The sequence below is a fragment of the Micromonospora sp. RP3T genome (assembly GCF_003027925.1).
GTDB lineage: Bacteria > Actinomycetota > Actinomycetes > Mycobacteriales > Micromonosporaceae > Micromonospora.
Genome location: NZ_PYPS01000018.1, coordinates 85,675 through 109,018, shown reverse-complemented (window position 1 = coordinate 109,018; position 23,344 = coordinate 85,675). Strand labels below are relative to the sequence as shown.

Sequence of the window (23,344 nt, the reverse complement as noted above, 5' to 3'; positions counted from 1 at the left end):
CGGTTGCCGGTCCTCCGATCGGGCGTCCCGGACAGTGTCGAACGCGGTTCTGTCTCCGACCAGCGACGCGCCTGTGACGTGATGCAAACGACGAGAACCTCACAAGATCCTCGCGGGCGTGAACGCCACTCCGTCACCAGCCGTTGGTCAGGTCGGCTCCGGCCGACGTCCCGGGTGTGGGGCTCGGAGCGGGAGCGGGACTCCGAGTGGCGGTGCGGGGAGGCAGGGATGCGGGACCTGGCCGGCTACACGATCGCGGTCGCCGCCGAGCACCCCGGCCGGCACGAGTTGGCCGCACGCCTGCGGGCGGTCGGGGCATGGCCCGTCGCCGTCCGGCCCGTCCGCGCGGTCGGGCCGGCTGATCCGGACGCCGTGGCGGAGGCGACCCGCCGGGCAGTCGCGCGACCCGTGCACGACGTCGTCGCCTTCTCCGCCCCCGGGCTTCGGACCTGGCTGCGGATCGCTCAGAAGGCGGGGCACGGTGACCCGGTCGCGGCGCTGCTCCGCGAGGCCCGGCTCGTCACGCACGACGCCCGGGCCGTCGGCGTGCTGCGCGAGCTGGGCCTCGCCCCGACCCGGCCGCCCGCCCGTGATCCCGATCGGTGGCTGCTCGATCAGCCGATGGCCGGTCGCCGGGTCGTCGCCGTCGTCGGGTCGGATCATCATCGCGAGTGGTGTGCCGCGCTGGGCCGACGCGGCGCCGACGTCGTCGAGGTGGCGACCAGCCGGGCCCTGCCGCCCTCGCGCGCCCACGAGCTGCGCCGGCTGTGGACGGGAATCGTCAGTGGTCACGTCGACGCGGTCGCGTTGACCGGTCCGGCCACCGCGGTGGACCTGCTGCGCCGGGCGGACGCCGACGGTGTGCTGGACGATGTGCGCGACGCGCTGACCGAACGCGTGCTGGTTGCCTGCCTCGGCCCGCTCACGGCGGCGCCGCTTCGCGAGCGGGGCATGACCCCCGTGGTCGCGGCGGCTCCGTGCCTCGCCGGCCTGCTGGCGGCGCTGGTGGAGCAGGTGCCCGGCCGAGGACCCACGCTGGACGTCGACGGCCACCGGATGCAGATCCGCAGCCGATCCGTCGCGATCGACGATCTCGTGGTCCCCGTGCAGGCCGGACCCATGACGGTCCTGCGGGTGCTCGCCCGCTCACCCGGGCACGTGACGTCCTCCGCCGAGATCCGCGGCGCCTCGGCGGCCTGGTCCGGGGTGAACGACCACGCGGTCGAGATGGCGGTGTCCCGGCTGCGGCGCGCGTTCGACGACACCCCGTTGGCCGGCGTCGACCTGGTGCAGACCGTCGTTCGCGGTGGATACCGGCTGATCGCCACCCGGATCGGCGCGGTTCCCGACCGCCACCCACTGCCGTCGAACCAGGCCCAGGTCTGTCCGTTGTAAGGACATGGACTCGACACGAATCGGCAGGCCGCTCGGCCCCGACGACTGGCCGGCGGACGGCGCACTGTTCGGCAACCGGCCACCGATCCGGTCCCACCGCCGGCCCCGGGATCGGCGACGGCGACGGCCGCTGCGGGTCCTCGTCAGCGGCACGATGGTCGGCGCCATGGCCTGGTCGGCGACCGGTTGGACGACCGACGTGCCGCATCACCGCGACGGCCTGGCCACCGTGCAGGATCCGCCGGCCCGCGACCCCGCCGTCGGCGCGCCCCCCACCGCGCCGCACCCCGCCGGAGGCGGTGCACCTGCCACGGCGCCCCCCGGTGCGCCCCGTCCGATCGGCGACGCCTCCAGCGCGGGCTCGACCCCGCCTCCGGTGACGACGCCGAGCCGGCCATCCCTGCGCCCGGTGGCCGCGCCGGCCGGCATCACCGTGGCTCCCGCACCGCCACGGGGCAGGTCCGTTGCGCGGCCGGCGTCACCCGCGCCCATCCCGACGACGCGACGCCCGGACCCGCCGGCGACGACCCGGACCAGCACGCCCGCACCCACCACGGCACCGGCCACCCCCACCGCCGTGGCGCCGTCGAACGGCGGCACGGTACAGCTGATGAACCCGACGAGCGGCCAGTTCGTCGGCGTACGCGACGGGTCGGCGGCCGACGGCGCCGCCATCGTCCAGCTCACCGGTTCCGGCGACGCGGCCCGGTGGAAGCTGGTCGGGACCTCCGGCGGGTGCTATCAGCTGATCAACCTACGTTCCGGGAAGGCCCTGGACAATCCCGACGGCGGTTACGACGACGGCGCGCCCATGCAGCAGTGGGAGCCGGCGAGCGGTAACGCCAACCAGAACTGGTGCTTCCGGTCGGTCGGCTCGAAGCGGTACTCCATCCGCAACGTGGCCAGCGGCTCGCTGCTCGACCTGCGGGACGGGCGCACCGGAAGCGGGGTGCCGATCCAGCAGTGGAGCGCCGACCCGGCCGCCCCCAACAGCAAGCAGACCTGGCAACTCGTCCGCGTCGACTGACCGGCGACGCGTGTACGCCCTGCCTCGGTGCTCTAGTCTGTCGGCGAGCAGGCGTGGTGTGTACCGACTCTCGCCACTGGAGTGGTGCGTGGGTTACCTGGACGTCCGTCGTCGCCGGCCGCGCGTGTCCTGGACCGCGCTACCGACCGTGACCGCCGCCGGTCTCGTCCTCGCGCTGCTCGCCGGAGCGCACGAGCCGGTCAGGGTGGACGCCGAGCAACGTCTCGTGCTCAGCCAGTTGGAGAGCACCCTGCTGCACGACACCGCGCAGCCGCAGTACGCCCGCGCGGTCCGGCAGTTCGACTCGCGCGGCTACCTGCTCGGCATCGGTGACTTCTCCACCGCCAACGGCGAGGCGTTCGAGGTCGTGCAGAGCTATGCCGCCCAGGTCGGCCCGACCCCGCTGTCGAGGAGATACCTCACCGTGCTGGCCCGGCTCAGCGCCGACCAGGACCCCTCCGTCACCGATCTGGCCGGGCTGCCGGCCGCCTGGGCGGAGGCCAGCGCGGACGCCCGGTTCCGACGGGCGCAGGACGACGTCCTCGAGTCCCGCTACTTCGCGCCGTCGCTGAGCCTGGCCCGCGCGTTGGACATCAGGACGCAGCTGGGCGTGGCGATTCTCCTCGACTCGATGCTGCAACACGGCAACACCGACGACGTGGACTCGCTGCCGGCGCTGGTCCGCCGGGCCACGCACCGCGCCGGCGGTCCACCCGGCACGGTCCCCGAACGGGAGTGGCTGTCCGCGCTCCTGCGGGAACGCCGGGCGACGCTGGCCAGCCCGGCCGACCGGGAGCACCGGGACACCTGGCCGTACACGGTGGGTCGGGTGGACGTGCTCGCGGCGCTGCTCGACGACGGCCACGACAAGCTCCGGCCGCCCCTGACCGTCGCCCCGTACGGCACACCGCGGCTGGTAGGTCCCACCTTTTGATCCGACGAGGCTGAACGATCCCCGTCGGGGATCCGTTGTGACGGCGTGCCCGGCACCGGTTCCCGTCCCGGCGAACGGATCGGGCACTCCGATGAGAGGGAGGTACCACATTGTTCAGGACTGGACGGTGGCGTCGCGCCGTCGCCCGGGTGGCTGTTCCGCTGATGACGGCCGGCCTTCTCGCCACGGTCTCCGCCGCCCCGGCCGAAGCCGCCGCGCCCTACCAGCTTCAGCTCTGCTCCCAAGGGCCGTGGACCAACGCGCTCGTCAGCGGGCCTGACGGGAGCTACTCCACCAGGGGCGTCCCCTCGTACAACTGCGGGTGGTTCAGCCTCCCGTCCGGGATGCTGACGATCTCCTTCATGGCCGGATCGACCTACGTCGGGTCGTTCTGGGTCTCGGGATCGGACGGTGCCTGCGCCGTCGTGTACGGCAACTGGCACGGCGGCTTCTACCGCTGTTGAGGGTCGGCGGGGGCGCGGTCGCGCCGCGCCCCCGCGGGCAGCCCTCGCTCGCGGTGGAGGGCGACGATCTCGGTACGGGACCGGCAACCCAACTTGGCCAGGATGTGCGACACGTGGGTCTGGACGGTGTTGCGGGAGGTGTACAGCTCGGTCGCGATCTCCGGGTTGGACCGGCCGGCGGCCACCAGGCGGCACACGGTGACCTCGGTCGGAGTGAGGGCCTCCCATCCCGTCACCGGGCGGCGCCGGCGGGCGCCGCGGCTGCCCCGACGGACACCGGTGTCACGCAGGCGCGCCTCGGCCCGGCGGCTGTTCCACCGGGCGTCCAGGTCGGCGTACCGGTCGAGCGCCTCCGCAAGGGCCGCCCGGGCCTCGGCCAGCCGGCCGGCCCGACCCAGCGCCCACGCGGCGTCCTCGAGCGCGGTGGCCTGGTCATGAACCTGGTGGACGGTGGCGAACCCGGCCGCGGCCGCGAGGAGCCGGTTCGGGTCCTGGTCGACGAGTCCCCGGCAGTGCTCCGCCGCGGCCAGGCTGACCAGGTCACCGCGCTCCTCGGCCTGCGCGACGCAGGCGCTCGCGGCGGCCCGGGCGACCTCGTCGCGACCCAACTCGACCGCGATCCGAACCGCGGTGGCACTGAACACGCAGCGTTCGGGCGTGAGCCGGGGGAAGCACCGGGTCGAATCCGGGTCGAGCAGGGACAGCCACCGGTCCAGCGCCCGTTCCGGCCGCCCGTCACGCTCCTCGACGAGGGCCTGCGCCGCGTGCACGTAGTCGGTCATCCCGGCGGCGTCGGGGGTCGGCGGCTCCGCGGCGGCGGCGGCCAGGTACCGCTCGATCAGCTCGTCGTCGCCTCGGTTCGCCGCGATCAGCGCGCCGACACCGAACAGCATGCCCCGGACCACCGCTCCCCGATGCAGCAGCTCGGCCGCCGCGTCGAGCTCGGGCAGCGCGTCGTCCCAGCGCCCCATCAGGAAATTGATCTCGGCGGCCTGGACCCGCAGCCAGGCCAACCGCAGCGGCGTGCCGGCCCGCTCGGCCAACGTCAGCGCACGGCCCAGGGCCCGCGCCCCCTCCCCGGTGCGGTTGAGGTTGTAGAGCGCGGTGACCCGCAGCCCCTGGAACAGCAGGTGCAGCTCCACCGTGGCGGGATCGTCGCCCAGGATCGCCAGGCCGCGTTCCGCCTCGGCCAGCGAGCCGGCCGAGTCGCCGAGGGAGATGCCGGTCGCGAGTGACCAGGCGAACAACGCCCAGGCGACGGCGATCCGGTCGGGCACCCGCTCGCCGTCGGCCTCGGCCTCGCGCGCCACTGTCAACGCCTCCTCGAAGCGCCCGAGACCGGCCAACGTGACGGCCTGGATCGCGCGCACGCGGGCCCGCCACCGGGCGTCGAGGCGGTCCGCGGCCAGCGCGGCCACGGCCAGGTCGAGCGCTTCGAGCGGGCGACCCAGGGCCCGCAGGACGACGACGTGGCACCACGTCATCCGCCCGATGACCTCGACGTCGATCGCCTCCCGCAGCAGCGGGACGACGGCCGCGTCCACCGCTTCGTAGTCGCCGAGGTGGAACAGGGCATCGACCAGGTGCATGCCCAGCACGGACCGCCGCGGATCGTCGTCGCCGACCTGGGCCATGACCCGCCGCAGCAGCTCGGCGGCCAGGCCGGCGGCGCGCGTGGTCACGGACGGGGCGGCCCGCAGCAGCCAGTCGACCACCCAGCCGCTGACCGGCCCGGGGCTGGCCTGGAGCTGGGTCACCACCAGTTCGGCGGGCTCTCCCACCTCGGCCAGCCGCTGCGCCGCCTGCCGGTGCAGCGCGTTGCGCATCGCGGCCGGCATGGACTCGTAGAGCGCGTGCCGGATCAGCGCGTGCCGGAAGGCCAGCTCCGGGTCGGCGTCCGTGAGCACGCCGGCCGCGAGCGCCTCGTCGATGACGTCGACCAGGGCCAGCGGGGACCGCTCGACCAGCAGCGCGAGGTGCTCCAGCCGGAAAGCGGCGCCCAGCACCGTCGCGGCCCGCAGCACCCGCATCGCCGGCTCGGACAGGAAGCTGAGTCGGGCGCCGATCGCCGCCGCCAGCGACCGTGGGGCCGCCGCGGCGGCGTCGTCGAGGTCGAGCGCGCCGTCCTCGGCCCGCCGGACCCGACTGCCCCGGACCAGGGCGTAGACCAGCTCCCGCACGTACAGCGGATTGCCGCCGGCCTGCCGGACCAGGGCCCGCAGGCCCGGTCCGGGCGGGGCCTGGGCCAGCCGTTCCACCAGCCGGTGTACGTCGGTGTCGGCAAGCGGGTCGAGCGGTAGGTGCGCCCCGCCGCCCGCCGTGACGGCCCGCCGCAGCCGGTCGACCTCCTCCCGCCGGGGAACCGGCCGTGCGGCGGCGACCAGCAGGAGCGGCAGCTGTCGGGTCGCTTCGTCCAGCCTTCCCCAGACGGCGAGCGTGGTCCCGTCGGCCCACTGCATGTCGTCGGCCACGATCATGACGGGTCCGACCGCGCAGAGCCGGTCGACCAGCACCGTCAGCAACTCGGCCGCGGCGGTGACGGCGTTGCCGGTGCCGGGGCTGTCGTCGCCGTCACGGCCCCACAGCCGCGCGGCGATGGCGGCCCGGTCCGGGTCGGTGCTTCCGGGACCGACCCGCAGGGCGTCCAGCAGCACCCGCAGCGGGAAGATGCCCGCCGCCTCGGCCGCACGAGCGGTGAACAGGGCGATCGCGCGCCGGCCGACCCGGCCGCACAGCTCGGTCAGGAGGGCCGTCTTGCCGACGCCCGGCTCGCCGTCGATCCACACCGAACGGCCCCGCCCCGAGGCGAGATCGGCGACGACCTCGTCGAGGATCGACAACTCGGGATCGCGGCCCACGAGGTCCACCGGCGCCGGCCCTCGCGCCCGGTAGATCACGTCCGTGGTGGTCCGAGGCCCGGCCGGCTCGCGCATGGCTGACTCCCCTCCCCGGACCGGACGGCGGTGCCCGCCCCGCGATCACTCGCAGGGGGTGCACCGGCCACAGCCGACAAGTGTCGCACCCCGCGCACGCGGCCGGTGACAACAACTTCACGTCGGTGATCGGTTCTGCCATCATCTGTCCGGCTCCAGCACATGCTGCGGCACCGGCAAGTCGACGTGAGGGGGCGGGGTGCCGCAGGACCGACCGACCGCGCGATCCCGATTTCGACCCGGGCTCCCGATGATCGCCTGGCCGGCGATCATCGTGATGATCGTGGTGGGGTCGCTCGTGGTGTGGGCGATCGAACCCGACCGCGGGTTGACGGTCACCCCGGAACAGCGGCTGATCATCGAGAAGATCCGCAGCGTCCTCATGCACGACGCGGACGCTCCCCAGTACGGGCGGGTGGTGGACCAGGCCGACGGGCGCGGCTACGTGGCGGGCACCGGCGACTTCTCCACGGCCGGCGGTGAGATCGTCGCGGTCCTGGACACCTACACCGCCCGGGTCGGCGCCAACCCGCTGTCGCTGACCTACCTGCCGGTGCTGAAGCGGCTGGCCGGCCGTCGGAGCCCGGCGGTCGGTGAGCTGGCCGGGCTGCCCGACGCGTGGCGCCTGGCCAGCAAGGATCCCCGCTTCCGACAGGCCCAGGACGACGTGGTGGACGACAGTTACTACCAGCCGGCGATGCGGACCGCCACCGACCTCGGCCTGACCACCCCGCTCGGCCTGGCCGTCATCTACGACACGCTCCTGCAACACGGCGACTCGGCCGATCCGGACGCGCTGCCGTCGATCATCTACCGGACCGAGGTCCGCGCCCACGGCCGCCCGGGGAAGGTGCCCGAACGCGACTGGCTGTCGGCGTTCCTGGCGGAGCGGAGGGCGACGTTGACCAACCCGTCGACGGCGCAGCGCCGCGCCACATGGCCGTACACGGTCGGTCGGGTGGACGCCCTCGGGACGTTGCTGGCCGACGGGCACGACGACCTCCGGCCGCCGCTCACGCTGAGCCCGTACGGACGCCGGCACGTGCTCGACCTGACGCCCTCGATGCCGACTGTGGCCGACAGCACCACCCACCCGCCCGCCACGCCGTCGCCGTCAGCCGTCCCTCGTACGACCTCCCCGCGCTCGGTGGTGCCGTCGCCAACGCCGATGGGATCACGGAGACCGTCCGCCACGACCAGCCCGTCACGACCGCCGAGCAGCCGCCCGGCCGCACCCGCGGCGACCGCGCCCCGCGACGGGCTGCTGGTCCGGGTGGTCGCCACCAACGGCAGGTCGATCGGGGTGGCGGACGGTGCGTCCTTCGCCGGCGCGAAGATCGTCCTCAGTGGGGGGACCGGGGCGGCCGAGCGGTGGCGCCTCATCGCCGCGACGTCGGGCTGCTTCCACCTGGTCAACGTCAGGTCGGGCATGGCGCTCGACAACCCGGACGGGACGTGGACCAACGGGGTGCAGATGCAGCAGTGGGAGTACGGCTGGGGCACCAGCAACCAGAGCTGGTGCTTCACCTCCGTCGGCCGGGACCGGTACTCGATCCGCAACCTGACGAACTACTACCTGCTCGACGTCCGCGACGGCGGCACCACCGACGGCACCGCGGTCCAGCAGTGGGGCGCCGACGCGGCGGCTCCGAACGCCAACCAGACCTGGCGTCTCGTGACGGCTGGCTGACGGCGACGAACCCCGCGCCCGGTCGGTCCGTTGTGACTGGCGAACGGCTCCGAGCGACGGCGGCAGGGAAGGGCAGGCAGCCATGCCAGCGATCAGGGTAAGGACACGGCCGGGGAGCGCACCCATCCCGATCCGCAAGCCTGACGGCACGTTCTACCGCTTCGAGCTGACCGAGCCGGGCGACCGCTGGCGGGCCTACGCCGACGAACCGGCCGACCTGGTCGCCGAGCTCGCGCCCTGGTACGCCGTGGGGTCCGCGGCCGGTCGGGCCGCCGCCCGACGGTCGATCGCGCAGCGGCTGCGGGCGGTCATCCAGGCGCAGCTGCTGGCGTTCAGCGACGCTCGGGAACACACTCCGGAGCAGATGCACGCGCTCTGCGGCTCCGCCGACCCGGCGGCGATCACGGTCTGGACCGCCGAGACGCCGCTGGTGTTGATCGAGGGCGCGTACGCCCCGGCCGGGCTCCTGCCACGTCCGGTGGCCGAACCGCCGGCGGAGATCCTCTGGATCGACCCCACCAGCGACGAGAGCCTGCTGCGCTCGCTGCACTACCTCGGCGCCCTGGTGCTCGAGGAACTGGCCGAGCGCGCCGCGGACCGGTCGTGACCTCGTCCGTCCGGAAGGGGTCTACCGCCGGTCGGTGAACGCCAGCCGGTAGCCGGCCCCCCGGACGGTCGCGATGGCCGCCGGCGCGCCGAGCTTCCGCCGAAGCCGGGCGATGACCACGTCGACCACGTTCGACGTGGGGTCGGCCATCTCGTCCCAGCAGTGCTCGATCAGCTCCGTCCGACTCACCACAGTGGGGTGGCGCATCATCAGCCGCTCCAGGACCGCCAGCTCCTTCGGAGTCAGGCTCAGCAGGACGTGGTCCCGGCGTACCTGGCGCCGGGCCACGTCGAACTCGAGGTCGCCGGTGCGGAGCACGGCGGGGCGGATGGAGCCGCGCCGTCGGCACAGCGCCCGTACCCGGTGGACCAGCTCCGCGGTGGCGATCTGCTTCGCGACGTAGTCGTCCGCGCCCGCCTCGAAGCCGGCCAGCCGGTCGCGCACGTCGTCCCCGGTGGCGAGCAGCATCGCCGGCACCGCCATGCCGCGCCGGCGGAGCAGGTGCAGCCGGTCGGCCGAGTCGCCGTCGGCCAGGAACCGGTCGAGCACCAGACAGTCGTACTCGTTGACCGCCAGTCGCAGCTCGGCCTGACGCCAACAGTTCGCCACGTCGACGGCGAGCCCCGACGAGCGTAGGGCGAGCACGGTGGTGCCCGACACCGAGCCGCCGTCTTCGAGGATCAGGATTCGCATGCGTCTCGCTCCTCACGCCGGGCAGCGGATGACCGTCAACTGTGTCGAGGACTACGGCGGGCGACGGCACGGGTTCATCCAGCGCGGCATCATCCCGACCCCTGGTCGGTCCGCTCGCCGGTTCCGCCGGCCGCCGGCGCCCGGACGTCGACTCAGCCCGGAGACGTCAGGTCGCGTCCGGCGGACTGAGCCGGACCGGCTCGGGCCGCTCGGCGTCCGCGACCCGCCACCCACCACCGCCCGTGACGATCAGCTCGCGGCCCAACCGCGCCCGGAGCCGATGAATGATCACGCCGATCTGGTTCGTCCGCGGCGGTCGCATCGCGGCCGGCATGGCGTGCCAGATCCGCTCGGCGGTGCAGGGCAGTCCGCGTGCCTGGACGAGGACGCGGAGCACGAGGAACTCCCGCCAGCCGAGTCGTGCCGCGGACAGCCGGTTCCCGATCCAGGCCCGGCGTCCGGTCTCGTCGAGCCGGACGTCGCCGAATGACAACACGCTTGCGCCTCCCTCACCGTGCGTGGTCCGCATTGTGGCCCGGGGGACGTGAGGATTTGATGAAGCGCCGAGGAGCGGGTTTCGGCCTTGTGAAATTCTGCCCGTCGGTCGAACGAGTGAGCCTTCCCATCCGATGTCAGAGCGAGATCAGCGGGGTGACCCGTCAGGAGGAGACGCGCCAGCATGGATGCCACCAACGGTCGGGGCGGATCGCACGTCAGCGATCAGATCGACCTCTACCTGACCGGAGCGCTGGACCCGGAGCGCGAACAACGTTTCGAGGAGCACCTGTTGCGGTGCGCCTCGTGCCGCACGGAGGCGGACGAGTCGAGCGAGGTGGCGCTGGCCGTGGCCGCGCTGCCGGCCGGGTTCGTCGCCGAACTCGAAGACGCGGACCGGTCGACGCCGGCGGGCGGTGACCACACGTCCGGCGCGGCTCCCACCCGGCCGGCCGACCGCGGCGGCTCCACCTCGGACAGCCGCCGCCCGCCACCGCGCCGCCGCTCACGTGCCCGCCCGGTGCTCGCCCATCTGGCCACGCTGCTGGTCGGGGCGCTGCTCGGCGGCGGCTGGGCGCTCTACCAGCACCGGGAACCGGATCCGATACCCGCCGCGAACGGCACCACGACGGGGACGCAGGGCCAGCTCGCCGCCACCGTCACGCCCAGGTCCGGCGGCACCGAGGTACGCGCGGTCACCGTCGGGCTACGCCCGGGCGTGCGGTACGAGCTGCTCGCCGTCAGCACCGACGGCCGTACCCTGGTGGTGGCCGACGGCGTCGCCGCCGGCGGTCCGCAGACGATTGTGGGGACCGTCCGGCTGCGCCCCGACCAGTGCCGCTTCTTCGCGGTGATCCAGGCAGCGGGAGACGTCCTGCTGGTGGCCCCCGCCGCATGACCGCACCGGGACGGACGCCGGATCGCGCGCCCGGGCCGGTGGACGACGGGGCGGACCGACCGCTCGTGGGCCGCGAGTCCGAACTCGCCACCCTCGTCGCCCTCCTGAACCGGGCACGGGCCGGGCGCGGCGGGGTGGTGTGGCTGGAAGGCGCGGCCGGCCTCGGCAAGACGGCCCTGCTGTCGGCGCTGCTGCGCCGGGGCACGTCGACCGGCTGTACGGTGCGGGCCGGCGCCGGTGACGACCCGAGGTCGCTGGACGCGGTGTGGGGCCTCACCGAACACCGGCCGACGCACCCGCCGGGGATCACGGAGTCCGTCGACCAGATCGACGCCGCGGTCGCCGCGCTCTGCGCGAGCGGCCCGGCCGTGCTCGCCCTGGACGACCTGCATCGCGCCGGCCACGCCACCGTGCTGGCCTGGAACCGGATCAGCCGATCGGCGGCCCGGCTTCCGCTGCTCCTGGTGAGCGGTTGCCGGCCCAGCCCGTACCGGGAGCCGGTCGCGACGCTGCGCGAGCTGGTCACCCAGCACGACGGTGAACTGCTGGTGCTGGGCCCGCTCGGGGACGCCGATATCGTCACCGTGGCGGCCGGACGCCTGGGCGGCCGACCGGGCCCCCGGCTCGGACGCTGTCTGCGGGCGCTCGGCGGCAGTCCCGCGCGCGTGCTCGGCCTGCTCGACGACCTGGACGCGGCGGGCCTGCTGCGCCGCGCCGGCGGGCGGGTCGAGCTGGACGGCGACGACGACCGCACGGCCGCCGCGCTCGACCGGTACGCCTGCGCGGGGGTGGCCGAGCCGAACCGTCCGATCGTGCGGATGGCGGCGCTGCTCGGGCCGAGGTTCGACGCCACCGAACTGGCCGTCGCCGGTGGGCTGCCGCTGCCCGCCGTCACCACCGCGCTGTCCGACGCGGTCGAGGACGGCGTGCTCGGCGACGACGGCGACCGGTTGTCGTTCCGGCACGACGTGGTGCGGGACGCCGTCGCCCGGTCGTTCCCGGTCGCGGCCCGGCGCGCGTTCCACCGGGCCGGCGCGCTCGCGTTGCTCGCCACCGGCGCCGAGGCCGCGGTGGTGGCGAGGCACCTGCGCGAATCCGGAGAGCTGACGTCGGCCGCCCGCGACTGGCTGGCCCAGCTGCCGGAGTCGACGCTGCTCACCGACCCGGCGCTGTTCTCCGATGTGCTGGGCCTGGGACCGGTCGACGCCCGCCGCTGCGTGCTCGACCACTGGTTGGGCCGGCGCCAGCTCGCGGCCCGCACCGCGCTCGCGCTCGCGGCGACCGCCGAAGCCCGCCCCGGGGTCGCCGCCGACCTGCGCCGGCTCGCCGTCCGCGCCCTGGTCCGCGACGGGAGCCTCGCCGACGTCGACGCCATCTGCGCCGACACCGACGATCCCCGCCTGGCGGGCTGGCACGCGGTGGCACTGGCCGGGCTCGGTCAACTGGCCGCCGCCCGGGAACGGATCCGCGGCCTGGCCGGCGCGCCGCAGGACGGGCCGACGGCCGCCGTGCTGGCGCTCGCGAGAGTCCGCGCCGGCGATGGCCGGCTCGTCGCGGACAACCTGGCCGCCGTCCGCGACGACCTCGGCGGCGACAGCGAGTCGACCGAGCTGCGCGGGTTGCTGCACGGATGTCTGATCGACCTGCTCGTGCAGACCGGTCCACCGGACGCGCTGGCCGGGGCGATCCTGGAGGCCGGGCCACTCGCGGCCCGTACCGACCCCGGCCTCGCCGCATGGCTGCGTGCGACGGCGGCCCGCGCCGGCTACCTGGCCGGCCGGTGGGACCTCGTCGGCGATGCCGAGCCCGGGCTGGCCGCGCTGGTGGCCCGGCACCGGTCGCCCCCGGACGCCACGACCACCAACCGGTCCCTGAGGTCCGTCGGGCGCGAGGACGAGCTCGACGCGATGGCCGCCGAGCAGGTGGGCGACCTGGCCGGGGCGTTGCGGGCGCGGCAGCGGGCGCTGGCCGCCGCGCTGGAGGCCCGCCCCGCCCGGCTGCACGGCGCCGAGCATGTGGTCCGCCTCGGCCTCGCCGTCGGCGACGACGTGGCCGACGTCGTCCGCCGTTGCGAGCGGGCGGCGGCCGAGGAGGCGCTACCGGTGCAACTCGCGATCGCCGCCCTGGTACGCGCGATGCCGGACGCCGACCCGGCGGCCCTGAGCCGCGTCGTCGAACAGCTCAGCCGGCGCGGGGCGCCGCGGCAGCACGCGTACGGGCTGGAGGAGCTGGCGGTCGCGCTGGCCCGGACCGGTGACCGGGCCGGCGCCGGGCGGGCGCTGCGCGAGGCGGTGCGGCACTACGCCTCGGTCGGGTCGGTATGGGAGATCGCCCGGGCCGACCGGCGGCTCGGCCGCTACCGGGTACGCCGCCGGACGCCGGCCGACCAGCCGACCTCCGGCTGGGCCGCGCTGACCCCGGCCGAGTTCCGGGTCGTCCGGTTGGTGGCCCGGGGGATGTCCAACCGGGACATCGCCGACGAGCTGTATCTCAGTCAGAACACCGTACAGACGCACCTGGCCCGGATCCGGGCCAAGCTCGGCGTGCGGTCCCGGCTGGACGTCGCCAGGGCGGCCGGATTCCAGGCCGAGCCGGGTGGCGAGGTGGGGCCGGTCAGGTGCCGACGGTCCGGCCCCGGGCGGCCGACGTGACACCGGTGCGGGTCGGTGGCGCGGCGGCGGGTTCGTGGAGCGCCACGTCGCGGGCGAGCTCGGTGCGGGAGCGTCGGCCGAGCTTACGGAGCACGTTGGACACGTGTGTCTGCACGGTGTTACGGGACAGCATCATCTCCCGGGCTATGTCCGGATTGGACAGTCCCTGGGCGACCAACCGGCTGATCCGCAGCTCGGTGTCGGTCAACGACTCCCATCCGTGCCGGACCGACCGCGGCGACACCCGGGTGCCGCGGCGGATGCCGTACGGACGGAACCGCGCCGCGGCCCGGCGGAGGTCCCAGTCCGCACCGACCCGCGCGTACTGCTCGCTCGCCCGCAGATAGTGGCGACGCGCCGCGTCGACGTCGCCGGCACCGGCCAGCAGCACCGCCGCCTCCTCGGTCACGAACGCGCTGAGCAGGGGCCATCCCCCGGCGAGGAACCGCTCGGCGACCGCGAGCAGGCCGGCCGCGTCGCCGTCGAGCATCGCCCGGCAGGCGACGGCGCAGAGCTGCCCGTCCCGGCTCGGCGGCCGGGCGGCGTCGACCGCGGCGCCGGCGGCGCGCGCGATCTCGTCGGCGCCGAGAACCCGGGCCAGGCGGATCAGTGGGAGCGCGTCGGCGCACCGACCGTCGCGCTGGACCCCGGCCGGCAGGTCCAGATACCGGGCCCGGAACAGCAGCGCCTGCCGGTGGCCGCCGGCCGACTCGGCGCGCAACGCGAGCGCCTCGTCCAGGTGCGGGCCGGCAGCGGCCGGCAGCTCGTCGGCGTCGGGGATGCCGGCGGCTCGCAGGTGGCGGTTGCCCTCCTCCGGCTCCCCACGCCGGTAGGCGATGACCGCACGCATCCCGTGCAGGTAGCCGAACGCCGGGTGGCGCAGCGCCGACGCGTCCATCTGCGCGATGTGCATCAGTGCGTCGTCCCACCGGCCGCACTCGAAGAGGAAGCCGGCGGCGTGGGCGTGCACCGTGGAGGTCCGGTACGTGCCGACCCGCTCGGCCGCCACGAGCACCTCGTCGAAAGCGGCCTCCGCGTCCGGCGATCCGAGCGCGCCGAGCCGGGCGGCCCGGTTGCCGGCCATCAGCAGCCGCTGGTCCAGCGACTCCGGGTCGTCGCCGAGCACGGCGAGACCCGCGTCCAGGTGGGCGATCAACCGATCGCCGCCGTCGACCACGGCCAGGGCGCTGTGCGCGTAGGCGACACCGAGCGGATCACCGATCGAGGTGGCGAGCGCGAGCGCCTGCTCCCCCACCGACCGGGCCGCGTCGGGCGCGCCGGCGAACGCCTGCGCGTTCGCCGACCAGGCGGCCGCCCGGGCCCGCCAGAGCGGCGTGGCGGCCGGATCGGTGACCGAGGGGGCGACGACCCGTACCGCCTCGTCGAAGCGGCGCAGCCGGGACAACGAGCGCAGCACCTGGATCCGCAGTCGGGCGGCCAGGTCCGGGTCACCGGCGGAGGCGATCGCCTCCGCGCCGAGCCCGGTCACCGTCTCGTCGTCGCCGACCCAGAACGAGACGAGCATCAACTGCCGGACCAGGACCCGCCGCCGGCCGTCCGTGTCGGGTACGGCGTCCACGGCGCGGCGCAGCAGCCGGGCGTACGCGGCCGGGGCCGCGTAGAGCGCCGACTCGGGCCGTTCGGCGAGCCAGCCCAGGGCCCAGCCGGGAAGCGGGTCGGCCGCCGCGGTGAGGTGCCCGGCGACCTCCCGGTCCGCCCGGCCCCCGTCGGCGAGCGCCCGGGCGATGTGCCCGTGCAGCCCGGCGTGCAACGCGGACGGCGTCTGGGTGAGCAGGACCTGCCGCAGCAACTCGTGCCGGAACCGGACCCGGTCGGCGGACAACTCGACCACGCCGGCGGCCGAGGCGGCGGCCAGCGCGTCCGTCGCGTCCCGCGCCAGCGCCAGCCGCAGATCCTGCCGGGTGAAGTCGTTTCCCAGGAACGCGGCCAACCGCATGGTCTGCAGGCAGTCCGGGCTCAGCACGCCCAGGCGGCGCCCCACCGCCCCGGCCAGGGTCCGGGGCACCAGCTCCGCCACGCACAGCTCGACGGAGCCGTCGGCGAGCATGGTCAGCTCGTCCTCACCCAGCGTGCAGAGAATCTCCCGCAGGTAGAACGGGCTGCCGGAAGCCGTGTCGAGCAGGGCCGACAGCCGTGGCCCGGGCGGTCCGGTCAGGTGGGCCCCGGCGAACGCCGACACGTCGTCCGCGCTCAGCGCGGACAGCGTCAGCGTGACGGTCGCGGCCCGGCCCAGCGTGTCGCGGACGCCGCCCGGCTCGTCCCGGTCGGGCCGGGAGGTCAGCACGAGCAGCAGGGGAAGCTGGTCGACCTCCCGGCCGAGCCGCTCGGCGAACGCCACGCTCGCCTCGTCCGCCCAGTGCAGGTCCTCCAGCACCAGGACCCGCGCCTGGTCCGCGCAGAGCTTCTCGACCAGCTCCACCATCCGCTCGGACGCCGCCAGCACCGGGTCGGCGTACGGCAGCTCCCCGGCCGCCTCACCGGTGAGCAGGCGGGCGATCTGCGCGCGGACCGGGTCGTCGGACCAGGTGGACACGTCCAGCGCGTAGGCCGCCACACAGAGCGGGAAGACCTGCATGAGCTGATCGGCGTGCCCGATGTGCACCCGGCAGCCACGCGCGGCCGCCCGCCGATCGAGCTCACCCACCAGGTGTGACTTGCCCAGGCCGGGGCCACCCTCGATGCGGAGGACACCGCCCCGCCCCGCGACGACGTCGTCGAGGGCGGCGTCGATGTGGACCAACTCGGCGCTCCGGCCCACGGTGACGCGATCGGCGAACCGCACCGTCTCACCATAACCACGACCGGTCACCACACAAGTGGCCGACTGTTCGCCGTACCGATCGAACGACCGGCCCTCGCTGGACGTTGTGGATGGGGAATCGTCGATCCGGAGGAGGCGTGGGAGCGTGAAGCGGTCCGCGAACGAGGACGACGGCTGGGCGTCCGACGACGCGTTGTTCACGCGACGCGGCCCGATCCGGTCGCACCGGCGGTCCGGCCGCCGGCGGACCGGACTCGTCCGGTTGGGCGCCGTCGCGGTGGCCACCTCGCTCGCCGCGGCCGGCTGGACCACCGTGGCCGGACTGTCCGACCGGGCGCCGACGTCCGAGGCCGAGCCGTCCCCGACCGGCACCGAGGCGCCGGTCGAGCCGGCGCCGCCCGAGGGGTGGGGCGACGCGACGGTGAACCCGACGCCGACGGCGCGGCGGGCCCCGACCAGCCCGCCGGCCAGGGGTCCGGCCGGACGGGCGGCGCCACGGCCGGCCTCGACCACCCCGCCGGTGACGGTCAGTGCCGGGCCCGCCCCGCCACGGGCCACCGCGACCGCCGGACCGTCGGCGGTCGCGCCCGCCGACGGTCTGGTGGTCCAGGTGATGAGCCGGGCCAGCGGCCTCCCGGTCGGGGTACGGGGAGGATCAACCTCCGACGGGGCCTCGGTCGTGCAACGGGCCACGGCCGGCGCGGCCACGCGGTGGCGCCTGGTGTCGGCCGGGTCGGGCTGCTACCAGTTGGCCAACGGGTCCTCCGGCAAGGCGCTGGACCTCACCGACGGCAGTCACGCCGACGGCACGCCGATGCAGCAGTGGACCCTCGGCCCGGGCAACATCAACCAGACCTGGTGCTTCCACTCCGTCGGCGGCGGCTGGTACTCGATCCGCAGCGCCGCCAGCGGAGCGCTGCTGGACCTGCGCGACGGCGGCGCCGGTGACGGGGTGACGATCCAGCAGTGGGGCGCCGACCCCACCGCGCCGAACGCGCACCAGACCTGGCAGCTGCTCCCGGCGGTCTGACGGGCGGCACTTCGTGCGGGTGCCGGGTGAACCGGGGGCCCGCCTGTTCGTAGAGAAACGGTGAGTCTCCGCCGTCGTACCGCCGGTGGGCTGCGATGGCGGACGAACGGGAGTTGTGCCGGGTGGACCCCGGCACAACCTTCCTCATCCGCAAGGAGGTGGGACGTGAGCGAGGAGACGGCGTCCGGCTGGTGGCGGCAGGCCGCCTGTGCCGGCTCGGACGCCAACTGGTGGACCGACAACTGCCCGGACCGGAGCCTGGCGGTGCGCATCTGCCTGGGCTGCCCGGTGCGCAAGGCATGCCTGGCCGACGGGCTGGCCAACGGCGACAACGGGATCATCCGCGGCGGCATGCTGCTCTGTCGGACCCGGCGGCGGACCGAGGCGGTACCCCTGCTCTGCGCGCAGTGCAGGCGTTCCCCGGTCACCTGTGGCCGCACGGGTGCGGGACGGTACTGCGGTCAGCGGTGCGCGGCGATCGCCCGCAGCCGGCGGGCCGCCGCCCCGCCCCGCGTGGGCCGCCGCCCGCACCTGTGGTGAACCCGGACGGCCGGCGGTACGTAGTGCCGGGGATCGTCGTTTCGGACGGGCGGAACTGACCGCCCCGCCGGATCGACACGGCGGAGGGGGAAGACACGACCGTGAACCGAGATCCTCATGAGGACGAGTGGGACCAGGCGCAGGACTGGGAGCGCGCCGGCGGTGACGCCGAACAGGACGAACCGCGTCTGGTGTGGACCGTCGCCGAGCCCGAGGCGGCGGAGACCGACGGGAGCACCGACGGACCGGCCGACCCGGACGCCACCGCCGCGCCGGACCGGCCGCGCCGGCCGGCGGCGCCGGTCAAGGTCGTCGTCGCGGCCGGCGTGCTCCTGCTCGCGGCGGCGATCTGGGTGACCGCCGGCGGGGACGGGTCTCGGCCCACCACGTCGCCGCCGTCCGGCACCGGGATGCCGGAGCCCTCGGCGGTGCCCGAGCCGGGCTTCACCGAACTGCCCACGGAACCCACCGAATCCCCGAGTCCTCCGGAGCCGACGTCAGCGCCGGCGGCGAGCGATCCCGCGCCGATCGCGGGCCCACCCTCGCCCGCCACGTCGCGGTCCCCGGCGGCGCAACGCCCGACCGCGCCCCGTTCTCCGCAGCCGTCGGCGGTCCGGCGGGTCACGCGCCCCGGCCCCGTCGCACCGCGGGCCGGGATCACCGTGCGCCTGGTCAGCCTCGCGACCGGCAAGTCCGCCGGGGTCAGCCAGGGCTCGGGCGCCGACGGGGCGCGCATCACGCAGAGCGGCGACGCGGCCGGCTCGGCGCAGCACTGGCGTATGGTGGCGGGCCCATCCGGCTGCTACCAGCTGATCAACGTCCGGTCCGGCAAGTCGCTCGACAACACCGACGGCACCTCGACCAACGGAACGCAGATGCAGCAGTGGACGTGGTACCAGGCGAGCGCCAACCAGTCCTGGTGCTTCCGGAGCGTCGGCTCCGGACGGTACTCGATCCGCAACATGACGAGCGGATTCCTGCTCGACGTCCGCGACGGTGGCACCGCCGACGGGGTCGCGGTCCAGCAGTGGAACGCCGACCCGGCCGCCCCCAACGCCAACCAGACCTGGCTGCTCGCCCCGGTCTCCTGACCGCCGCGCGGGGCCGCCGCACCGACGCGCGCCGGCCGGCCGGACGCCCGGGCGTCACCCGAGCCCGACGAACGGTCGGCCGGCGTCGGCGAAGCCGATCGGCGCGATCAGCGGGGCGTCGCCGTCCGGCGCGTCGGGCACCTCCCGACGCAGTCGGGCGAGCAACTCGTCCGGATCGGCCGGCCGCCCGGCGCCGAGATCCGCGAGGTACACCCGGAGCCGCTCGCCGACCGGGTCGACGGCGAGCACCTCGAAGCGGCTGCCCGGGGGGAACACCGCGACCGGCGCCCCGGCGACGAAGACGCCGTCCAGGCGACGGGCGGTCATCGACCAGATGACGTACTCGACCGACGCGGCAGGGTGGCCGCCCGGGACCAGTCGCGCGTCGACGAACCCGGGTTCGGTGAGGTGCTGGCCGGGCGTGCCGACCGCCGGCACACCGGTGGCGGCGAAGACCGGACCGAACACCACCGGCAGCAGCGGCAGCGCCGCCACCACGCCATCCGCGACGGCCGCCGCGCGTGCCGCCCGGTCGCCGTCCACCGGCTCCGATCCGGGTGCCGGCGCTGCCCGCAGGTAGGCGTTGACGTCGGTCCGGTCGTGCGTGCCGTAGGCCCGCAACGCCACCAGTTCCGGGCGCGGTTCCTCGCCCGGCGCCGCCGCGACCCTGCGGTGCGCGTCGGCCAGTTCGGCGGCGTAGCGGGGAAAGGCCGGGCCCAGCGCGGCGAGCAGTCCGGAGGCCGGGTCCACAAGCGTGTCCTCCGCGTCGGCGGCGGCGGGCCCGGACGCGGGTGGCGGGTACGGCGTCGACCGGGCGGCCAGGTCGTCCAGCCCGGCACCGGAGGTCGGCAGGACCGAGCCGACCGGGCGCGACGGCGCAGCGGGCCGGTGGGCGCGGAACCCGGCCGAGGCCAGCAGCACCCCGGTCGCGGTGAGCGCCACCGGGCCGGCCGAGGTGAGAACCGTGGCGTCCCGGGCGGCGGCCAGGTCGGCGGCGAGCGAGGCGGGGCGGCCACCGTCCGGCCCGGTCAGGACCAGCGGTCCCACGCCGGGTCCCAGGACCGCGGTGAGCAGGTCGGCGAAGTCGGTCGCGTCGATCACCCGGTCACCGACGACGAAGCCACCACGGTCGGTGGCGACCTCGACCACCGTCCCGGCGGCGGCGGACGTGAGGCCGAGGTCGTCGGCACCGTCCAGGAACGACCATCCCGCGGCGGTGGCATGGCCGGTGACCGGCCGGCGGCCGGTGGTGTAGGGACCGGTGCGCGGTGCCGGGCCGGCCGGGTCCGGGCCGGGTGGGGGCCGGGAACCACAGTGCGGTGGCGGACCGGCGACGCCGGCGGATTGCCCCGGGTCGGCGGCGCCCGGCGGCCCGCCGCCGGCCGGGTCGGGGCCGTCCGCCGACGGGAACTCCCCGACGGCCGCGACCACCGTGCCGTCGAAGGTGACCGGCACCAGCCGCCGGCCGGTCCGGGTCAGTGCGGGCACCGCCGAGCGCAGCCGCACCGGGAGGTGACGCAGCCGCTCCGGCGGTGTGCCGGCCGGCAGCGCGCCGGGCAGCAGCACCAGCCGGGACGCCGGATCGGGCCGCAGTGCGGCCACCGCCCGGCACAGTTCCGCCACGGGCACCGGCGCGCCGCACCCGCCGACGAAGATGGTGGCGGCGTCCGGCTCCCGGGGCAGGCCGCCGACCGTCCCGCCCGGTCCGACGTCCGGCGGGAGCAGCCACAGCCCGGCGGGCACCGGGCGGGCCACCAGGCCCGGCCCGGCCCACCGTCGCGGCGCGGGCAGCGTCGACCACGGCGGCGCGGGTGACCAGGGCGGTTCGTCGCGATCCTCGGCCGGCCCGGCGCCGCCGACGGCGTGCCACCCGGCCCCGGTGTCGGGGAGATCCGGGCGGCGGCCGGCGGGCTCGGCCACCGAGACGCAGCTACCGTCCCGCGCGACCGTGACCGGGCCGAGCGAGACCGTGACCGGTCGGCCGAGCCGGCGGGCGACCAGACGGGCGCCGTCGCGGCGGGCCGCCGCGTCCGGCCCCCGACCGAGCAGGACGAGCCGCAGGCGGTTCTCGGACGGCGGTGCGCCCGCCAGGGCGTCGGCGACGAGCGTGAAGAGCCCGTCCCGACCGGTCACCGCCGGCGCGGTCACCAGCACCGTCTCCGGGTGGACCCGCTGGAGGGCGGTGGTCACCGCCCGTAACGCGCCCACCGGCCCGGTTCCGCCCCGCAGCAGCAGCGCGGCGCCGAGCGCCTCGACGGCGATCGCGGCACTCACCGGCCGTCCCCGGTCCTCACCACGGACCTGCCGCTCCCGCGTCGGCCAGCGCCCGCACCGCGAGCTGGGCGGCGATGGTGTCCGGTGCCCCCGCCCGGTAGTCGGCCGAGCGGATGTGCCGCAGGAAGTCCTCCTCCGGTGCCAATCCGTGGGTGCGCAGGTAGTAGGCCACGCCGTCCGACCACACCCACGCGCCGTCGGACCGGCAGGTCATGGGCACCACGGCCGGCCCGCCGCCGACGACGTCGTCCATCAGGGCTGTGCTGGCCAGGACCGGTACGCCTCCGGTCAGGAAGGCCAGAATCCGGTCCCGCTCGGCGGCGTCGAGATCCTCCCGGCCGGACGCGACGCCCGGCTGTACGCCCGGATCGAGCAGTCGCGCCACCCGGGGCCGGACCCGCGCGGCAGCGACCGCCCCGGTGCCGTCGGCGGCCCAGATCAGCGCCGCGACGGCGAGGGCGGCCCGCTGGTACGGCGGCAGGTCGTCCGGCTCGGCGAAGAGCTCGACCTGCGGGTCCGTCTCACCCGCGTGCTCCAGGACCTCCTGCAGGCGGGCCGCGACCAGGGCGAGCAGTTCCCCGTCGGCGGCGGCCCGGACGAGGTACACCCGTCTCGGTGGCGGCCACGCCGTCGGCCGGTCCGGCGACCGCCAGACCCGCCACACCGCGCTCGCCGTCCCCTCCGACTCCAGCTCGACCGCGTCGACGCAGGCCCGGTCGATCCGGTCGAGGTCGTCGGCCACGCCGTCCGTCGGTGCCGGGTCCGCCGCGCCGGCCGACGGGACCGGCTCGCCGTCGGAGAGCGGACCAATCGGCGGGGTACGGGTGAACACGACCGGCGGGAGGACGGGCCGGTCACCGGCGCGCAGCCCGGGCGGAACCTCGCCGAGGGCGGCCCCGATCCGCTCGGCGTCCCGGTCGACGAGGGGGAACCGTCCGATCGTGGCCGCGTATCCGACCATCGCGGCGACGTCGCCGGTCACCCCCCGGACGAGGCTGTCGCGGGCGACGCTGACCAACGCGTCGGGCACCCAGCCGGCGACCCGGAGGAGCAGGTGGTGGTACGCGGCGACCGTCACAGGACGCCTCCTTCGGAAACGGTCGGGCAGTGGTCCGTCACCGCTACTTCGTCGGACCGGTTCGAAACGTTCACACGCGTGCAAGAAATCACTGGGCTCAACGATGTCTCGCCGGCCGGATCACGGGAGCGTCATGACAGTGACGACAATGGAGGGTCCGATGACCGCGATGGCCGATCATCCCGCCTGGAACCCGCCCCGGGGCCGGTCGGGCGAGGCGCGGCAGGCCACGCCGGCGGAGGCGGCGGCCACCCCCACGAGCCGGGCCGACGCCCAGCTCACCCGGCTGCACGAGCTGCACAGCAAGCAGTTGCTGAACTATCTGGTCAAACTCACCCTGGGCGACCGCAAACTGGCCGAGGATCTGTTGCAGGAGACGTTCGTCCGCGCCTGGCGTCACCTGTCCCGCCACGGTGACACCGACATCGACACGTTCCGGCCGTGGCTGTACACGGTGGCCCGACGCCTGGTCGTGGACATGCTGAGGTCGCGCCGGTCCCGGCCGTCCGAGGTGGTGATGGACGATCTCACCAAGCTGTCGGTGTCCGAGGACACCATCGCCGACGTGGTGTCGGCGCGAGCGGTCCGCGAGGCGCTGCTGCGGTTGCGGCCGGACCAGCGCGGTGTGCTGATCGAGCTCTACTTCCACGGCCGCACCCCGAGCGAGGTCGCGGCGCGGCTCGGCGTCCCGGTCGGGACGGTCAAGTCGCGGGCCCACTACGCCAAGCAGGCGTTGCGCACGTATCTGAACCAGTAGGGAGC

Annotated in this window: 18 protein-coding genes; 12 read left to right on the top strand and 6 right to left on the bottom strand. The window is 75.4% G+C overall.

The window, feature by feature from the left end; all coding sequences use genetic code 11:
* Nucleotides 1–228: 228 nt before the first annotated feature.
* From C8054_RS16490 to C8054_RS16475, 4 genes are all read left to right on the top strand, one after another.
* Entirely contained in the window at nt 229–1,395 is a 1,167-nt protein-coding gene (locus tag C8054_RS16490) for a uroporphyrinogen-III synthase (protein ID WP_158273865.1), read from the top strand.
* Between the two features lie 4 nt (nt 1,396–1,399).
* Nucleotides 1,400–2,422, top strand: a complete 1,023-nt coding sequence (locus C8054_RS16485) for an RICIN domain-containing protein (protein WP_107157679.1) — start codon at nt 1,400–1,402, stop codon at nt 2,420–2,422.
* 88 nt (nt 2,423–2,510) lie between these two features.
* Nucleotides 2,511–3,356 carry a chitosanase gene (locus C8054_RS16480; RefSeq protein WP_158273864.1) on the top strand — a complete coding sequence of 282 codons (846 nt, stop codon included), beginning with the start codon at nt 2,511–2,513 and terminating at the stop codon, nt 3,354–3,356.
* A 149-nt stretch (nt 3,357–3,505) separates the two neighbouring features.
* Complete coding sequence (locus C8054_RS16475) at nt 3,506–3,820, top strand: hypothetical protein (protein WP_107157677.1); 315 nt, start codon at nt 3,506–3,508, stop codon at nt 3,818–3,820.
* Here C8054_RS16475 and C8054_RS33260 read toward each other — a convergent pair.
* Nucleotides 3,808–6,753: a LuxR family transcriptional regulator gene (locus tag C8054_RS33260; RefSeq protein WP_107157676.1), complete on the bottom strand. Its 2,946-nt coding sequence runs from the start codon at nt 6,751–6,753 to the stop codon at nt 3,808–3,810. The two genes, C8054_RS16475 and C8054_RS33260, sit on opposite strands and share 13 nt — an antisense overlap.
* A gap of 250 nt (nt 6,754–7,003) precedes the next feature.
* Here C8054_RS33260 and C8054_RS16465 point away from each other — a divergent pair, with 250 nt between their 5' ends.
* Together C8054_RS16465 and C8054_RS16460 are read left to right on the top strand one after the other, a co-directional pair.
* Nucleotides 7,004–8,443 carry a chitosanase gene (locus C8054_RS16465; protein ID WP_107157675.1) on the top strand — a complete coding sequence of 480 codons (1,440 nt, stop codon included), beginning with the start codon at nt 7,004–7,006 and terminating at the stop codon, nt 8,441–8,443.
* Nucleotides 8,444–8,525: 82 nt separating this feature from the next.
* A complete protein-coding gene (locus C8054_RS16460; protein WP_107157674.1) occupies nt 8,526–9,050 on the top strand; it encodes a hypothetical protein in 525 nt (174 codons plus the stop codon).
* A 21-nt stretch (nt 9,051–9,071) separates the two neighbouring features.
* Here the strand turns inward: C8054_RS16460 and C8054_RS16455 are convergent, their stop codons facing one another.
* Nucleotides 9,072–9,743, bottom strand: a complete 672-nt coding sequence (locus C8054_RS16455; protein WP_107157673.1) for a response regulator transcription factor — start codon at nt 9,741–9,743, stop codon at nt 9,072–9,074.
* 166 nt (nt 9,744–9,909) lie between these two features.
* Nucleotides 9,910–10,239 carry a winged helix-turn-helix domain-containing protein gene (locus tag C8054_RS16450; protein ID WP_158273863.1) on the bottom strand — a complete coding sequence of 110 codons (330 nt, stop codon included), beginning with the start codon at nt 10,237–10,239 and terminating at the stop codon, nt 9,910–9,912.
* Between the two features lie 183 nt (nt 10,240–10,422).
* Here C8054_RS16450 and C8054_RS16445 point away from each other — a divergent pair, with 183 nt between their 5' ends.
* Together C8054_RS16445 and C8054_RS16440 are read left to right on the top strand one after the other, a co-directional pair.
* On the top strand, nt 10,423–11,136 hold the full coding sequence (locus C8054_RS16445; protein ID WP_107157671.1) for a zf-HC2 domain-containing protein: 714 nt from the start codon (nt 10,423–10,425) through the stop codon (nt 11,134–11,136).
* Nucleotides 11,133–13,787: a LuxR C-terminal-related transcriptional regulator gene (locus tag C8054_RS16440; protein ID WP_107157670.1), complete on the top strand. Its 2,655-nt coding sequence runs from the start codon at nt 11,133–11,135 to the stop codon at nt 13,785–13,787. The genes C8054_RS16445 and C8054_RS16440 overlap by 4 nt, the downstream gene beginning before the upstream one ends.
* Here C8054_RS16440 and C8054_RS16435 read toward each other — a convergent pair.
* Complete coding sequence (locus C8054_RS16435; RefSeq protein WP_158273862.1) at nt 13,750–16,590, bottom strand: LuxR family transcriptional regulator; 2,841 nt, start codon at nt 16,588–16,590, stop codon at nt 13,750–13,752. The genes C8054_RS16440 and C8054_RS16435 overlap by 38 nt on opposite strands.
* A 124-nt stretch (nt 16,591–16,714) precedes the next feature.
* Between C8054_RS16435 and C8054_RS32055 the strand changes: the two genes are divergently transcribed.
* The 3 genes from C8054_RS32055 to C8054_RS16420 all read left to right on the top strand — a co-directional run bounded on the left by C8054_RS32055 (nt 16,715) and on the right by C8054_RS16420 (nt 19,230).
* Nucleotides 16,715–17,599: an RICIN domain-containing protein gene (locus C8054_RS32055; RefSeq protein WP_158273861.1), complete on the top strand. Its 885-nt coding sequence runs from the start codon at nt 16,715–16,717 to the stop codon at nt 17,597–17,599.
* Nucleotides 17,600–17,764: 165 nt separating this feature from the next.
* Complete coding sequence (locus C8054_RS16425; protein WP_158273860.1) at nt 17,765–18,139, top strand: WhiB family transcriptional regulator; 375 nt, start codon at nt 17,765–17,767, stop codon at nt 18,137–18,139.
* Between the two features lie 101 nt (nt 18,140–18,240).
* The gene (locus tag C8054_RS16420) at nt 18,241–19,230 is read left to right on the top strand and encodes an RICIN domain-containing protein (protein ID WP_107157666.1); all 990 of its coding nucleotides are present in this window, start codon (nt 18,241–18,243) and stop codon (nt 19,228–19,230) included.
* 54 nt (nt 19,231–19,284) lie between these two features.
* Here C8054_RS16420 and C8054_RS16415 read toward each other — a convergent pair whose 3' ends face one another.
* Both C8054_RS16415 and C8054_RS16410 read right to left on the bottom strand, forming a co-directional pair.
* The gene (locus tag C8054_RS16415; protein ID WP_107157665.1) at nt 19,285–21,504 is read right to left on the bottom strand and encodes a hypothetical protein; all 2,220 of its coding nucleotides are present in this window, start codon (nt 21,502–21,504) and stop codon (nt 19,285–19,287) included.
* Between the two features lie 16 nt (nt 21,505–21,520).
* The gene (locus C8054_RS16410) at nt 21,521–22,582 is read right to left on the bottom strand and encodes a hypothetical protein (RefSeq protein WP_107157664.1); all 1,062 of its coding nucleotides are present in this window, start codon (nt 22,580–22,582) and stop codon (nt 21,521–21,523) included.
* Nucleotides 22,583–22,742: 160 nt separating this feature from the next.
* On the opposite strand from C8054_RS16410, the gene C8054_RS16405 reads away from it, so the two are divergent.
* Nucleotides 22,743–23,339, top strand: coding sequence for a sigma-70 family RNA polymerase sigma factor (locus tag C8054_RS16405; protein WP_158273859.1), 597 nt, complete (start codon nt 22,743–22,745; stop codon nt 23,337–23,339).
* The last annotated feature ends 5 nt before the right edge of the window (nt 23,340–23,344 follow it).